Raw genomic sequence first — 12,943 nt, forward strand, 5'->3', positions numbered from 1 at the left:
CATCACTGTGGGAGCCAGCCTGCTGGCGATGGCCACGCCTCGGTCATACTGAATAGTTACCAGATGCCTATAACAACAGATTCTCGTGGAGCCTCGCTGATGAAATCCTATGAAGTCAATTTTGACGGTCTAGTGGGGCCGACCCATAACTACGGCGGTTTGTCCTACGGCAACGTCGCGTCCCAGAGCAACAGCCAGCAGTCTTCGAACCCGAAGGAAGCCGCGCTGCAAGGCCTGGCGAAGATGAAATCGCTGATGGAAATGGGCTTTCAGCAAGGTGTTCTGGCACCACAGGAACGCCCGGACGTGGCAGCCCTGCGTCGCTTGGGTTTCAGCGGCACCGACGCTCAGGTGATCGAGCAGGCGGCTAAAGATGCAATGCCGTTGCTGGTGGCCAGTTGCTCGGCGTCGAGCATGTGGGTGGCCAACGCCGCCACCGTCAGCCCGAGCGCCGACACCGCGGATGGCCGTGTGCATTTCACCGCGGCCAACCTGAACTGCAAATATCACCGCAGCATTGAACACCCGACCACCAGTCGCGTGCTGGGGGCGATGTTCGCTGACCAGAAACACTTCGCTCACCACGCCGCCTTGCCGGCCGTGGCACAGTTCGGGGACGAAGGCGCAGCCAACCACACCCGTTTCTGCCGTGAATACGGCGAAGCGGGCGTCGAGTTCTTCGTGTTCGGTCGCAGTGCGTTCGACACCCGTTACCCGGCACCGCAGAAATACCCGGCCCGCCAGACCCTCGAAGCCTCCCAGGCGGTTGCCCGCCTGCACGGCTTGAGCGATGACGGCGTGGTCTACGCTCAGCAGAACCCTTCGGTGATCGATCAGGGCGTGTTCCACAACGATGTGATCGCGGTGGGTAACGGCGAGGTGCTGTTCTATCACGAGGACGCGTTCCTCGACACCGAGCAGATGCTGGCCGAATTGCAAAGCAAGCTCGCCAAAGTTGGTGGGAAATTTCAGTCGGTCTGCGTACCGCGTTCCGCGGTAACCGTGGAAGACGCCGTTCGTTCCTACCTGTTCAATAGCCAACTGCTGTCGCGTCCTGACGGCTCGATGCTGTTGATCGTGCCGGAAGAATGCCGTGGTAACGAGCGTGTCTGGCAGTACCTGCAAGGTTTGACCAGCTCCGGCGGCCTGATCCGCGAAGTGAAAGTGTTCGATCTGAAGCAGAGCATGCAAAACGGTGGTGGCCCGGCTTGCCTGCGGTTGCGCGTCGCGCTCAACGAAACCGAACTGGCGGCCGTCAACCCAGGGGTTATCATGACGGCACCGTTGTACGGCACGCTGACCGAATGGGTCGACAAGCACTACCGCGACCGCATGACCGAAAACGATCTCGCGGACCCGCAATTGCTGCTTGAGTGCCGGACGGCACTGGATGAACTGACGCAAATCCTTAAACTGGGCGCGGTTTATCCATTCCAGATCAATTGAACGTCGAGAGCGTAAAAAACATGAGCGATACCCTGCAGCTGATCCTTGAAGACACCGACGGCACGCAACTGGAAACTTCCTGCACCCGCGTCGCGGTCATGTGGCAAGGCAAAGAGCTGTGGATTCAGCAAGACGGCCGCGGCCAATTGCTGATCGGCGTGGACGTCGAAGAAGGTGACGCTGAATACGCAAACCTGCTGCTGCGCCCATTGGCGACTAATCTGGTAAGTCTGCAACTGGAAATGGAACCGGCTGAAGTCGGTGACGAAGACCACGTGCACGGCCCGGATTGCGCGCACGACCACTAAGGAAACCGCTTATGCTCGCCCTCGGCAAATTGCTTGAACTGACCCTCGCCGGCCGCGAACCGGCGGAGAAGACTCAACTGACTGTCGAAGGCGTGCGCATGCGCTGGTTGAGCGAAGGTGCGCTGGAAGTCCGGCCACCTGAAGCTCGCGATAATGGTCTGGACCTGCTGCTTTCGGCCGGTATCCATGGCAACGAAACAGCACCGATCGAGTTGCTTGATCGCCTGTTGCACGATATTGCCCGCGGCGACTTGAAGCCGCGCGCACGCATTCTGTTCCTGTTCGGCAACCCGGAAGCGATTCGCAAAGGCGAGCGCTTCGTCGAGCAGGACGTCAATCGGCTGTTCAACGGCCGTCACGAACAAAGCAGCGGCTCCGAAGCCCTGCGCGCGTGTGAACTGGAGCGGCTGGCGGCGAGTTTCTTCAGCCTCCCGGATCGTAACCGTCTGCACTATGACCTGCACACGGCCATTCGCGGTTCGAAAATCGAGCAGTTCGCACTGTATCCCTGGAAAGAAGGCCGTCAGCATTCACGCCTGGAGCTGGCGCGCCTACGCGCCGCCGGCATGGAAGCGGTGCTGCTGCAAAACAAGCCGTCCATCGTTTTCAGTTCCTACACCTACGATAAACTCGGTGCCGAGGCTTTCACGCTTGAGTTGGGCAAGGCGCGACCATTCGGGCAGAACGATGGGGTCAACGTCGATCTGCTGGAAACTCGCCTCAAACAGATTATCGAAGGCAACGAGCCGGCCCAGACCGAAGAGGCGCTGGACGGTTTGCAGTTGTTCAGCGTGGCGCGGGAAATCATCAAGCACAGCGATAGCTTCCGCCTGAACCTGCCAGTGGATATCGAGAATTTTTCGGAATTGGAAGTGGGTTACCTGCTGGCCGAAGACATCGCCCAGACCCGATGGATCATTGAGGAGGAGGGTGCCCGGATCATCTTCCCGAACCCCAAGGTCAAGAACGGCCTGCGCGCCGGCATCCTGATTGTGCCGACCACCGACGAAAACCTTGCCTGACCGCGATATCAGGCTCGACATAAAACCCATGTGGGAGCGAGCCTGCTCGCGATAGCGGTGTATCAGTCAACAGGGGCGTTGGCTGACAGTCCGTCATCGCGAGCAGGCTCGCTCCCACAGGTTTATCAGTGTTTACACTGCTACCGCACGAGGCTCACTACGACGCAACGCACGCATTTTGTGCAGCGTATCCGCGCACGTCTTCGCCGCTTCCTGGCCTTTATGCACGAAATGCTCGAAGAAGAATTTCTGATGCTCTTCGCCGGCATGGAAGTGGTGCGGGGTTAAAACCACCGAGAACACCGGCACTTCAGTCTCCAGCTGAACCTGCATCAGGCCGCTGATCACCGACTGGGCGACGAACTCGTGACGGTAGATGCCGCCGTCGACCACCAGGCCCGCCGCGACGATGCCGGCATAACGACCGGACTTGGCCAGCAGCTTGGCGTGCAGCGGAATTTCAAAGGCGCCGCCGACTTCGAAGAAATCGATCTCCGATTCCTGATAACCCTGAGCAATCATTTCGGCCACAAAGCCCTTACGGCTCTGATCGACGATTTCCTTGTGCCAGCAGGCCTGGATGAACGCAACGCGCTCGCCCTGATGGTTTTTGCTTTTGCTATCGATTGCGGTGGGTTGCATGTTCTGACTCCTGTTTATGTAAAAAACAGGGCATATGAATCGAATGGGATTTAAGGGTACGCACGCTCGCACGAATGCCGGCGGACGGCCCTTTGGCGCCAATCCCGTTCTCTCTTCATCCGGACTATGACCGTCGGCCCCGGGATCACACCGGGTCTGCTGACCTTGCCGCCATCACAGCCATTGCCGTGCCTGTCGCCAAGCGCTCGCGGGCTATGCGCATTGCGCGCAATTACCGCCGGTGGGGAGTTGCACCCCGCCCTGAGAACGTTTTGCCGCCAGATTAGTTTGGCGGCGAAGCGTTTTTAACACATATTTCCGAGCCGTGCATTGCTGCTATCTGATGATTGCTATCGATTTTTTTGCTCACTTGACGGGGCTTTTCATTCGCTTGGGGTTGATTAATCGTTGTCATGACCGCAGTAATTCCTACCTGAAAGGGATTTTCCCCTGCTTACCGAGGCCCGATTCATGAGCGTTATCGATCTACGCAGCGACACCGTCACCCAACCGACCGCCGGGATGCTCGACGCGATGGCCACTGCGGCCACCGGTGACGACGTCTATGGCGAAGATCCGACGGTCAATCGTCTGGAAGCGGAACTGGCAAAACGGTTGGGTTTTGCCGCTGCGTTGTTCGTGCCGACGGGCACCATGAGCAACTTGCTGGGCCTGATGGCTCATTGCGAACGGGGTGACGAATACATCGTCGGCCAGCAGGCGCACACGTATAAGTACGAAGGTGGCGGCGCGGCGGTGCTCGGCTCGATCCAGCCACAGCCGCTGGAAGTGCAGGCCGACGGCTCGCTGGACCTGGCGCACGTTGCGGCGGCGATCAAACCGGATGACTTCCACTTCGCCCGCACCCGTTTGCTGGCGCTGGAAAACACCATGCAGGGCAAGGTTTTGCCGCTGGAGTATCTGGCACAGGCTCGAAGCTTTACCCATGAGCATGGGTTGCAGCTGCACCTGGACGGCGCGCGGCTATACAACGCGGCGGTCAAATTGGGTGTCGATGCCCGGGAAATTACTCAGCACTTTGATTCCGTCTCGGTCTGCCTGTCCAAAGGCCTCGGCGCGCCGATCGGTTCGGTGCTGTGCGGCTCGGTCGAATTGATCGCTAAGGCGCGACGCCTGCGCAAGATGGTCGGCGGCGGCATGCGCCAGGCCGGGATTCTGGCGGCGGCGGGTTTGTACGCGCTGGATAACCATGTTCAGCGTCTGGCTGATGACCACGCCAATTCGCAGTTGCTGGCCGAAGGCTTGCGAGCGGCGGGTTACGAGGTCGAGCCGGTGCAGACCAACATGGTTTACGTGCAAATGGGTGACAAGGCCGAAGCGATCAAGGCCTTTGCCGCTGAGCGCGGTATCAAGCTCAGCGCTGCCGGTCGTCTTAGAATGGTCACGCATATGGATGTCAGCCGCGCGCAAATCGAGCAGGTCGTCGCGACATTCGTCGAGTTTTCGCGCAACTGACCGCGTTAGCCGTCCAATTGACCGTTTCTATCGTATAAACACGCTGTACCCCGCGCGCAGGGCCGATATAATGCGGCCCTTTGCCGTCGCTTCGTCTGTTGACGTTTCGCACAGGCCTTTGGCCGCAGCCTCCGTGGAAGAACCTAATGAAAAGCGCAGAAATCCGTGAAGCCTTCCTTCGCTTCTTCGAAGAACAAGGCCACACCCGTGTAGCCTCCAGCTCTTTGATTCCGGGCAACGACCCAACCCTGCTGTTCACTAACGCGGGGATGAACCAGTTCAAGGACTGCTTCCTGGGCCAGGAAAAACGTGCGTACACCCGCGCGGTTTCCAGCCAGAAATGCGTGCGCGCGGGCGGCAAGCACAACGACCTGGAAAACGTCGGTTATACCGCCCGTCACCACACATTCTTCGAAATGCTGGGTAACTTCAGCTTCGGTGATTACTTCAAGCGCGATGCGATCACCTACGCCTGGAACTTCCTGACGTCCGACAAGTGGCTGAACCTGCCGAAAGAAAAGCTCTGGGTCACCGTCTACGCCAGCGATGACGAGGCCTACGACATCTGGACCAAGGAAATCGGTGTTCCGGCCGAGCGCATGGTTCGTATCGGTGACAACAAAGGCGCGCCGTACGCTTCCGACAACTTCTGGACCATGGGCGATACCGGCCCGTGCGGTCCTTGCACCGAGATTTTCTACGATCACGGCGCCGACATCTGGGGCGGTCCACCGGGCTCGCCGGAAGAAGACGGCGATCGTTACATTGAAATCTGGAACAACGTGTTCATGCAGTTCAACCGCACCGCCGATGGCGTGTTGCACCCGCTGCCAGCGCCTTCGGTTGATACCGGTATGGGCCTGGAGCGGATCAGTGCCGTGCTGCAGCACGTTCACTCGAACTATGAAATCGACCTGTTCCAGAGCCTGCTGAGTGCATCGGCCAAGGCTATCGGTTGCACCAACGACAATCAGGCTTCCTTGAAAGTCGTCGCCGACCACATTCGCTCGTGCGGTTTCCTGATTGCCGACGGCGTGCTGCCGTCTAATGAAGGCCGCGGCTACGTGCTGCGCCGGATCATTCGTCGCGCCTGCCGTCACGGCAACAAGCTGGGCGCCAAGGGCAGCTTCTTCTACCAGATCGTTGCGGCACTGGTCGCCGAGATGGGCGAAGCCTTCCCTGAGCTGAAATCCCAGCAAGCGCACATCGAGCGCGTACTGAAAGCCGAAGAAGAGCAGTTCTCCAAGACCCTGGAGCACGGCCTGAAAATCCTCGAGCAGGATCTGGCCGAGCTCAAAGGCGACGTGGTGCCGGGCGACGTAGTGTTCAAACTCTACGACACCTACGGTTTCCCGATGGACCTGACCGGCGACATCGCTCGCGAACGCAGCCTGACCATCGACGAAGAAGGCTTCGAGCGCGAAATGGAAGCCCAGCGCGTCCGTGCCCGTTCCGCCAGCTCCTTCGGCATGGACTACAACAGCCTGGTCAAGGTTGATGTGGCCACCGAATTCACCGGGTATGAAGCGACTAAAGGTTCGGCGAAAGTCGTTGGTCTCTATAAAGATGGCCAGTCGGTCGACGTACTCAGTGAAGGCGAAGAGGGTGTGGTCGTACTGAACCAGACGCCGTTCTACGCTGAATCCGGGGGTCAGATCGGCGACTGCGGTTTCCTTCAGGTCGGCAACGCGCGCTTTGACGTACGCGATACCACCAAAACCGGTGGCGCCTTCTTGCATCACGGCGTGCTGGCTTCGGGTAGCCTGACCATCGGCGCACCGGTAGAAACGCATGTTGATGCCGAAGTGCGTCACGCGACTTCGTTGAACCACTCGGCGACTCACTTGCTGCATGCGGCATTGCGTCAGGTGCTGGGCGATCACGTTCAGCAGAAAGGCTCGTTGGTCGACAGTCAGCGCCTGCGCTTTGACTTCAGCCACTTCGAAGCCATCAAACCTGAGCAGTTGAAGGCGCTGGAAGACATCGTCAACGCCGAGATTCGCAAGAATTCCGAAGTTGAAACCGAAGAAACCGATATCGAAACCGCCAAGCAGAAGGGCGCCATGGCGCTGTTCGGTGAGAAATACGGCGACAGCGTGCGCGTATTGAGCATGGGCGGTGATTTCTCCGTCGAGTTGTGCGGTGGTATCCACGCTAACCGGACTGGCGACATCGGCCTGCTGAAGATTGTCAGCGAAGGCGGCGTGGCTTCCGGCGTGCGTCGTATCGAAGCGGTCACTGGCGCCGCGGCGCTGGCATACTTGAACGCTGCTGAAGAACAACTCAAGGAAGCGGCCAACCTGGTCAAGGGTAGCCGCGACAACCTGATCGACAAGCTGTCGGCTGTGCTGGAGCGCAACCGTCTGCTGGAGAAGCAACTCGAGCAGTTGCAGGCCAAGGCTGCCAGCGCGGCGGGCGACGATCTGTCGGCTTCTGCCCTGGATGTCAAAGGCGTGAAAGTGCTGGCCGTGCGTCTGGACGGTCAGGACGGCAAGGCGCTGCTGGCGCTGGTCGATCAACTGAAAAACAAACTCGGCCGCGCAGTGATCCTGCTCGGCAGTGTCCATGAGGAAAAGGTCGTTCTGGTTGCAGGCGTAACCAAAGACCTGACTGGCCAACTCAAAGCCGGTGATTTGATGAAGCAAGCCGCTGCGGCAGTGGGCGGGAAGGGCGGTGGTCGTCCAGACATGGCGCAAGGCGGTGGTACTGACGCTGGCGCACTGGATGCGGCATTGGCCCTGACTGTTCCATTTGTAGAGCAGGGTTTATAAGGCAGTGTGTCCGGCCCGCAGTCTAGTGGCGGGCTGGAAAGCTGTTTGAGTGATTATTTGGGCGCCCTTCATGGGCAGAGGCGGCTTTGAAATGGCTTTGATCGTACAGAAATTTGGAGGCACCTCGGTCGGCACTGTCGAGAGAATCGAGCAGGTCGCCGACAAGGTTAAGAAATTCCGCGAGGCCGGCGATGACCTGGTGGTTGTGCTGTCTGCAATGAGCGGCGAAACCAACCGTCTGATCGATCTGGCCAAGCAAATCAGTGGCGACGGCCAACCGGTTCCTCGTGAGCTGGACGTGATCGTCTCCACCGGTGAGCAGGTGACGATTGCACTGTTGGCCATGGCGCTGATCAAGCGCGGCGTGCCAGCGGTGTCCTATACCGGCAACCAGGTGCGGATTCTGACGGACAGTGCGCACAATAAAGCGCGTATCTTGCAGATTGATGACCAGAAGATTCGTGGCGATCTGAAGGCAGGTCGTGTGGTTGTTGTCGCCGGTTTCCAGGGCGTCGACGAGCACGGCAACATCACCACCCTCGGTCGTGGCGGTTCCGACACCACCGGCGTGGCGCTGGCGGCGGCCTTGAAGGCTGACGAATGCCAGATCTACACCGATGTCGACGGCGTCTACACCACCGACCCGCGTGTGGTGTCCGTGGCTCAGCGCCTGGACAAGATTACCTTCGAAGAGATGCTGGAAATGGCCAGCCTCGGTTCCAAGGTGTTGCAGATCCGTGCGGTGGAATTCGCCGGAAAGTACAACGTTCCGCTGCGCGTACTGCACAGCTTCAAGGAGGGTCCGGGCACCCTCATTACTATTGATGAAGAGGAAACCATGGAACAGCCGATCATTTCCGGCATCGCTTTCAATCGCGATGAAGCCAAGCTGACCATCCGTGGCGTGCCAGACACCCCGGGCGTTGCATTCAAGATTCTCGGCCCGATCAGTGCCGCGAACATCGAAGTCGACATGATCGTGCAGAACGTTGCGCACGATAACACCACCGACTTCACCTTCACCGTACACCGCAATGACTTCCAGGCAGCGCAAACCGTGCTGGAAAACACCGCTCGCGAGATCGGTGCCCGTGAAGTCGTTGGCGACATCAAGATTGCCAAGGTATCGATCGTCGGTGTCGGCATGCGCTCCCACGCAGGCGTTGCCAGCCGCATGTTCGAATCCCTGGCCAAGGAAAGCATCAACATCCAGATGATCTCGACCTCGGAAATCAAAGTCTCCGTAGTGATCGAAGAGAAGTACCTGGAACTGGCTGTGCGCGCTCTGCACACGGCTTTCGAACTGGACGCACCGGCCCGTCAGGGCGAGTGATGCGTTAACCGAAGGGCGCGGTCTGACCGCGCCCTTTTGTTTTTTTTGAATGGCGTGACCCGAGGCTGTTCTTTTGCTCGCGCTAGTCAATACTCAGGCATGTAGGCTGCGATCGTTCCGGTTGTAGGTCGAGTGCCTTTTTTTTGCAGACTGTTGTCCCTGAAATGAAATGCGTGAGGAGAAAGGTATGCTGATTCTGACTCGTCGGTGCGCAGAAAGCCTGATTATTGGTGATGGCGAAATCACTGTGACCGTGCTCGGCGTCAAAGGAAATCAAGTGCGTATCGGTGTCAACGCCCCGAAAGAGGTTGCGGTCCACCGTGAGGAAATTTACCTGCGTATAAAGAAAGAGAAGGACGAAGAACCAAGCCATTAATTTTTATCGTTTTTTATGTTTGCAAACGGGGAAGAAGCTGGTTAATATACGCCCCGTGTTGCGGAGAGCTGGCCGAGTGGCCGAAGGCGCTCCCCTGCTAAGGGAGTACACCTCAAAAGGGTGTCGGGGGTTCGAATCCCCCGTTCTCCGCCATTATTTGCGTAGTACGTTGTAATCTAGCTTCTTCGGTAAGTGTTTGAAATTACTAGAAAAAGTGCTTTACATAGAGATTAAACGGTCTATAATGCGCGGCAACAAATGCACTCGTAGCTCAGCTGGATAGAGTACTCGGCTACGAACCGAGCGGTCACAGGTTCGAATCCTGTCGAGTGCACCATTTAAGAGTCATCTGCAGTAATGTGAATGACTTGGCTTCAACCAGTTGTGATCTGGTATAAAAACACAAATGCACTCGTAGCTCAGCTGGATAGAGTACTCGGCTACGAACCGAGCGGTCACAGGTTCGAATCCTGTCGAGTGCACCAAACACCAAAAAGCCCGCGTTTAACGCGGGCTTTTTGCCGTCTGGGATTTGGCTTTTCCTTTGGTGCATCCTCTCTCATCGAACTCGACGTGCGCGCTACGACCTCGCTGGGTGTCGTAACGGTAGCTCGTGGCTGAATTGCGAATACTGATTTTGTCTGGCTTGCCAAGAGCGCTCTCGACATCCTGCTGACTCATGCCGGCAACAACCCGCTGATTGATGATCGCTTCGCGGCGCTCTCTGGCGCTGATGAGGTCTCCACATTTGTCCTCGGTCTTGCCGACGACGGTCGGATCTCTCCTTTTGATTTTCATACTTGATGTTTCGCGATTCTCGGCTTCCGGCATGAGGGCGGTCACGCTTCCCGGTGTGAAGGTGCGGACATCCTGCAGCGAAAGGCTGTCTCCGGCCTCACAGCTCAACGTAGTGAAGGTAATGCGCCCGTCGGCCGCCTCGCAGCGGTGAACGGTCGTGGCAAGCGCCCAGGGCGAGGGGCAGAGCAGGGTGATCAACAAAAAATAATGTGCATTTGATGGCATTAAACGTCCTCCATGACGGTCCATCTGAAGGGTAGTCGTTACATTTTTCGGCTGTGGTGTGTTTTCTTTTCAGGATGAGTCGTCGCAGTTTGATGGATCAGGCAACGCTCAGGTTTGTCTTGCAAGCGCTTGTTTCAGCCACGATTTTTTAACGTTTAAAACTGTCGGGCGGTGTATCATTGCGCCCATCAGCCCCGCCGGGGCTTGTGGAATACCTCCATGGACTTACCCAGTAGTTACTCAGTACCCCGTTTTTCCAATCATGAATTGACTGATTGATCCTTCCGGCGTGCCCCGCTGCTGGGAGTGGAGTTCGCCTATGTCTGAAGTTGAAGTAAAGAAAACGCAGGAAAGCTTGCAGGACCGCCTCGCTCAAGTTGTTGAGCTGCTGCAGCGTCAGCGGGTGGTCGAAGACCTGACTCACCGCCAGGAAGGTCCGCATCACGACCGGGTCGAGAACCTGGTTCACCGGCAAAACCTCGTCGAGTTGCAACGCAAGCTCGATGATCTGCACTCCGCCGACGTCGCCTACATCCTTGAAGCCTTGCCGCTGGACGATCGTCTGACGCTCTGGCAATTGGTCAAGGCCGATCGCGACGGCGACATTCTGCTCGAAGTATCCGATTCGGTTCGTGAAACGCTGATCGCCGACATGGACGATCACGAGCTCCTGGCTGCGGCCAAGGACATGGACGCCGACGAACTTGCTGACCTGGCCTCCGAGCTGCCGCGAGACGTCGTCCACGAGCTGATGGAAACCCTCGATGGTCAACAGCGTGAGCGCGTCCGCTCTGCGTTGTCCTACGACGAGGAGCAGGTCGGTGCGCTGATGGACTTCGAGATGGTGACGATCCGTGAGGATGTCAGTCTCGAAGTAGTTTTGCGTTACCTGCGGCGCCTCAAGGAGCTGCCGAGCCACACGGACAAATTGTTCGTGGTCGATTATGACGGTGTCCTCAAAGGCGTGTTGCCAATCAAGCGATTGCTGGTAAACGACCCGGAAAAACAGGTTTCTGAAGTCATGGCCAGTGACCCGGTGAGTTTTCACCCGGACGAAGACGCCTATGACGCTGCTCAGGCCTTCGAACGTTACGACTTGATCTCGGCGCCTGTAGTCGACAAGAACGGCAAGCTGATCGGCCGTCTGACCATCGATGAAATGGTCGACCTGATTCGTGAAGAGAGCGAAAACGAAGTTCTCAACATGGCGGGTCTGCGTGAAGAGGAAGATATTTTTGCGTCAGTCTGGAAATCCCTGCGTAACCGTTGGGCCTGGCTGGCAGTTAACCTGATCACCGCGTTCATCGCATCCCGGGTGATCGGTCTTTTCGAAGGCTCCATCGAGAAATTGGTGGCATTGGCGGCACTGATGCCGATCGTGGCGGGTATCGGTGGTAACTCGGGTAACCAGACGATCACCATGATCGTTCGGGCCATGGCGCTGGATCAGGTCAGCACCGGCAATACTTCGCGCCTGATGCGCAAGGAGTTGGCGGTAGGTTTGATCAATGGTCTGGTGTGGGGCGGTGTGATCGGCGTCGTCGCCTATCTGCTGTATGGCAGTTGGTCTCTGGGGGTAGTGATGACCGCTGCCATGACGCTCAACCTGTTGCTGGCGGCATTGGCGGGAGTATTGATTCCCATGACCCTGGCGCGGCTTGGGCGCGATCCTGCGATGGGCGCCAGTGTGATGATCACTGCCATGACGGACAGTGGCGGCTTCTTCATCTTTCTCGGGTTGGCGACGATCTTCCTGCTCTGACTTATCGACACTAAAAACCCGCCAATCAATCGGCGGGTTTTTTATGCCCGAATTTCAAGCAAAAAAAAGCCAGCGATTAAGCTGGCTTGAACTTTCGGATGAAATCAGGAAGCGTCTGCGGCCATTTCGGCATCATGCGCAATCAGCGAAACAAGAGCGTTCTGCTGACGGTGGGAGAGTTGGCGGAAGCGTTGCAGCAGTTCACGTTCGTGCAATGACAGCTCCGGGCTGTCCAGGCGCATGCTCAATTCTTCGCCCAACGCGCCTTCCTGAATAAGGCTTTGCTCAAGGCGCGCGATGATTTCGGAGTTCATGCTGCGATGATGATTGCGAGCCACCTCGGCAATGCGTTCACGCATTCCGTCTGGCAGACGTACGACGAACTTGTCAGCCGTACGGCTGGAATAAATTGCCTGTTTCAATGGGCGCATATATTTAACCGGTTAGTTCAGGGGAGCGGTTCTCGGGATTGGCCGCAGGATGTCTGATAGGACAAGCGGTCTGGCCAAATGTTCAACCTGAATTGATAGAGGCTCGCATCATGCCTCAAAGTAGCCAGTTCATTGGCGTCAATTCTGTGACAAATATTGAACTGGATAAAGGCGTTATGCCAGCACCAATTATCAGAAATGCGGACTGGTTTGAAAAGTTTGCGCTGGTCCGTATTACTGACCGCATCCTCTTGCCCGGCAGGTGATGTCCTGGGACGCCTGAAGGCGCATGCTGTGCAGATTCGATCAGTGTTCCTTACTAGTACAGGATAGTGGCAATTGGCCGATTTACT

12 protein-coding genes, 3 tRNA genes and 1 riboswitch are annotated in these 12,943 nt (G+C 57.5%); of the genes, 12 read left to right on the top strand and 3 right to left on the bottom strand.

The features are described from left to right. Positions 1–99 precede the first annotated feature (99 nt). Genes astB through astE form a run of 3 tightly spaced genes read left to right on the top strand, consistent with a single transcriptional unit; the run spans position 100 to position 2,776 of the window. Positions 100–1,446, top strand: coding sequence for an N-succinylarginine dihydrolase (astB, locus tag ACA056_RS06715; protein ID WP_076028317.1), 1,347 nt, complete (start codon positions 100–102; stop codon positions 1,444–1,446). Between the two features lie 20 nt (positions 1,447–1,466). Beyond that, positions 1,467–1,754 carry a hypothetical protein gene (locus ACA056_RS06720; RefSeq protein ID WP_033056735.1) on the top strand — a complete coding sequence of 96 codons (288 nt, stop codon included), beginning with the start codon at positions 1,467–1,469 and terminating at the stop codon, positions 1,752–1,754. Between the two features lie 11 nt (positions 1,755–1,765). Then, entirely contained in the window at positions 1,766–2,776 is a 1,011-nt protein-coding gene (gene astE, locus ACA056_RS06725; protein WP_497271406.1) for a succinylglutamate desuccinylase, read from the top strand. Between the two features lie 132 nt (positions 2,777–2,908). On the opposite strand, the gene ACA056_RS06730 is transcribed toward astE, so the two are convergent. Then, a complete protein-coding gene (locus ACA056_RS06730; protein WP_007943897.1) occupies positions 2,909–3,418 on the bottom strand; it encodes a 6,7-dimethyl-8-ribityllumazine synthase in 510 nt (169 codons plus the stop codon). Positions 3,419–3,520: 102 nt separating this feature from the next. Then, positions 3,521–3,691: riboswitch (FMN riboswitch) on the bottom strand. A gap of 198 nt (positions 3,692–3,889) precedes the next feature. On the opposite strand from ACA056_RS06730, the gene ltaE reads away from it, so the two are divergent. The 7 genes from ltaE to ACA056_RS06765 all read left to right on the top strand — a co-directional run bounded on the left by ltaE (position 3,890) and on the right by ACA056_RS06765 (position 9,859). Next, positions 3,890–4,894 (top strand): low-specificity L-threonine aldolase, encoded by a 1,005-nt coding sequence (gene ltaE / locus ACA056_RS06735; protein WP_497271408.1) that lies wholly within the window; start codon positions 3,890–3,892, stop codon positions 4,892–4,894. A gap of 146 nt (positions 4,895–5,040) precedes the next feature. Then, a complete protein-coding gene (gene alaS / locus ACA056_RS06740; RefSeq protein ID WP_497271410.1) occupies positions 5,041–7,665 on the top strand; it encodes an alanine--tRNA ligase in 2,625 nt (874 codons plus the stop codon). Between the two features lie 91 nt (positions 7,666–7,756). Further along, positions 7,757–8,998: an aspartate kinase gene (locus ACA056_RS06745; protein WP_247291923.1), complete on the top strand. Its 1,242-nt coding sequence runs from the start codon at positions 7,757–7,759 to the stop codon at positions 8,996–8,998. Between the two features lie 187 nt (positions 8,999–9,185). Then, the gene (csrA, locus tag ACA056_RS06750; protein ID WP_002554426.1) at positions 9,186–9,374 is read left to right on the top strand and encodes a carbon storage regulator CsrA; all 189 of its coding nucleotides are present in this window, start codon (positions 9,186–9,188) and stop codon (positions 9,372–9,374) included. 62 nt (positions 9,375–9,436) lie between these two features. Beyond that, a tRNA-Ser gene (locus ACA056_RS06755) sits at positions 9,437–9,527 on the top strand. A 107-nt stretch (positions 9,528–9,634) separates the two neighbouring features. After that, positions 9,635–9,711 (top strand) — tRNA-Arg (locus tag ACA056_RS06760). 71 nt (positions 9,712–9,782) lie between these two features. Next, a tRNA-Arg gene (locus ACA056_RS06765) sits at positions 9,783–9,859 on the top strand. Positions 9,860–9,878: 19 nt separating this feature from the next. Here the strand turns inward: ACA056_RS06765 and ACA056_RS06770 are convergent. Beyond that, positions 9,879–10,397, bottom strand: a complete 519-nt coding sequence (locus tag ACA056_RS06770) for a cell envelope protein SmpA (RefSeq protein WP_497271412.1) — start codon at positions 10,395–10,397, stop codon at positions 9,879–9,881. 319 nt (positions 10,398–10,716) lie between these two features. Between ACA056_RS06770 and mgtE the strand changes: the two genes are divergently transcribed. After that, positions 10,717–12,159, top strand: a complete 1,443-nt coding sequence (gene mgtE, locus ACA056_RS06775) for a magnesium transporter (protein WP_497271414.1) — start codon at positions 10,717–10,719, stop codon at positions 12,157–12,159. Positions 12,160–12,263: 104 nt separating this feature from the next. Here the strand turns inward: mgtE and ACA056_RS06780 are convergent, their stop codons facing one another. Then, positions 12,264–12,590: an Arc family DNA-binding protein gene (locus ACA056_RS06780; protein ID WP_003178899.1), complete on the bottom strand. Its 327-nt coding sequence runs from the start codon at positions 12,588–12,590 to the stop codon at positions 12,264–12,266. Between the two features lie 110 nt (positions 12,591–12,700). Here ACA056_RS06780 and ACA056_RS06785 point away from each other — a divergent pair, with 110 nt between their 5' ends. Further along, positions 12,701–12,856 (top strand): hypothetical protein, encoded by a 156-nt coding sequence (locus ACA056_RS06785; protein ID WP_497271416.1) that lies wholly within the window; start codon positions 12,701–12,703, stop codon positions 12,854–12,856. Positions 12,857–12,943 lie beyond the last annotated feature (87 nt).

This window comes from Pseudomonas sp. LBUM1666, from assembly GCF_059695775.1.

Excerpts from the sequence above, each read along its gene's own strand:
- astB (WP_076028317.1), top strand. The coding sequence starts at position 100 with ATGAAATCCTATGAAGTCAATTTTGACGGTCTAGTGGGGCCGACCCAT.
- ACA056_RS06720 (WP_033056735.1), top strand. The coding sequence starts at position 1,467 with ATGAGCGATACCCTGCAGCTGATCCTTGAAGACACCGACGGCACGCAA.
- astE (WP_497271406.1), top strand. The coding sequence starts at position 1,766 with ATGCTCGCCCTCGGCAAATTGCTTGAACTGACCCTCGCCGGCCGCGAA.
- ACA056_RS06730 (WP_007943897.1), bottom strand. The coding sequence starts at position 3,418 with ATGCAACCCACCGCAATCGATAGCAAAAGCAAAAACCATCAGGGCGAG.
- ltaE (WP_497271408.1), top strand. The coding sequence starts at position 3,890 with ATGAGCGTTATCGATCTACGCAGCGACACCGTCACCCAACCGACCGCC.
- alaS (WP_497271410.1), top strand. The coding sequence starts at position 5,041 with ATGAAAAGCGCAGAAATCCGTGAAGCCTTCCTTCGCTTCTTCGAAGAA.
- ACA056_RS06745 (WP_247291923.1), top strand. The coding sequence starts at position 7,757 with ATGGCTTTGATCGTACAGAAATTTGGAGGCACCTCGGTCGGCACTGTC.
- csrA (WP_002554426.1), top strand. The coding sequence starts at position 9,186 with ATGCTGATTCTGACTCGTCGGTGCGCAGAAAGCCTGATTATTGGTGAT.
- ACA056_RS06770 (WP_497271412.1), bottom strand. The coding sequence starts at position 10,397 with ATGCCATCAAATGCACATTATTTTTTGTTGATCACCCTGCTCTGCCCC.
- mgtE (WP_497271414.1), top strand. The coding sequence starts at position 10,717 with ATGTCTGAAGTTGAAGTAAAGAAAACGCAGGAAAGCTTGCAGGACCGC.
- ACA056_RS06780 (WP_003178899.1), bottom strand. The coding sequence starts at position 12,590 with ATGCGCCCATTGAAACAGGCAATTTATTCCAGCCGTACGGCTGACAAG.
- ACA056_RS06785 (WP_497271416.1), top strand. The coding sequence starts at position 12,701 with ATGCCTCAAAGTAGCCAGTTCATTGGCGTCAATTCTGTGACAAATATT.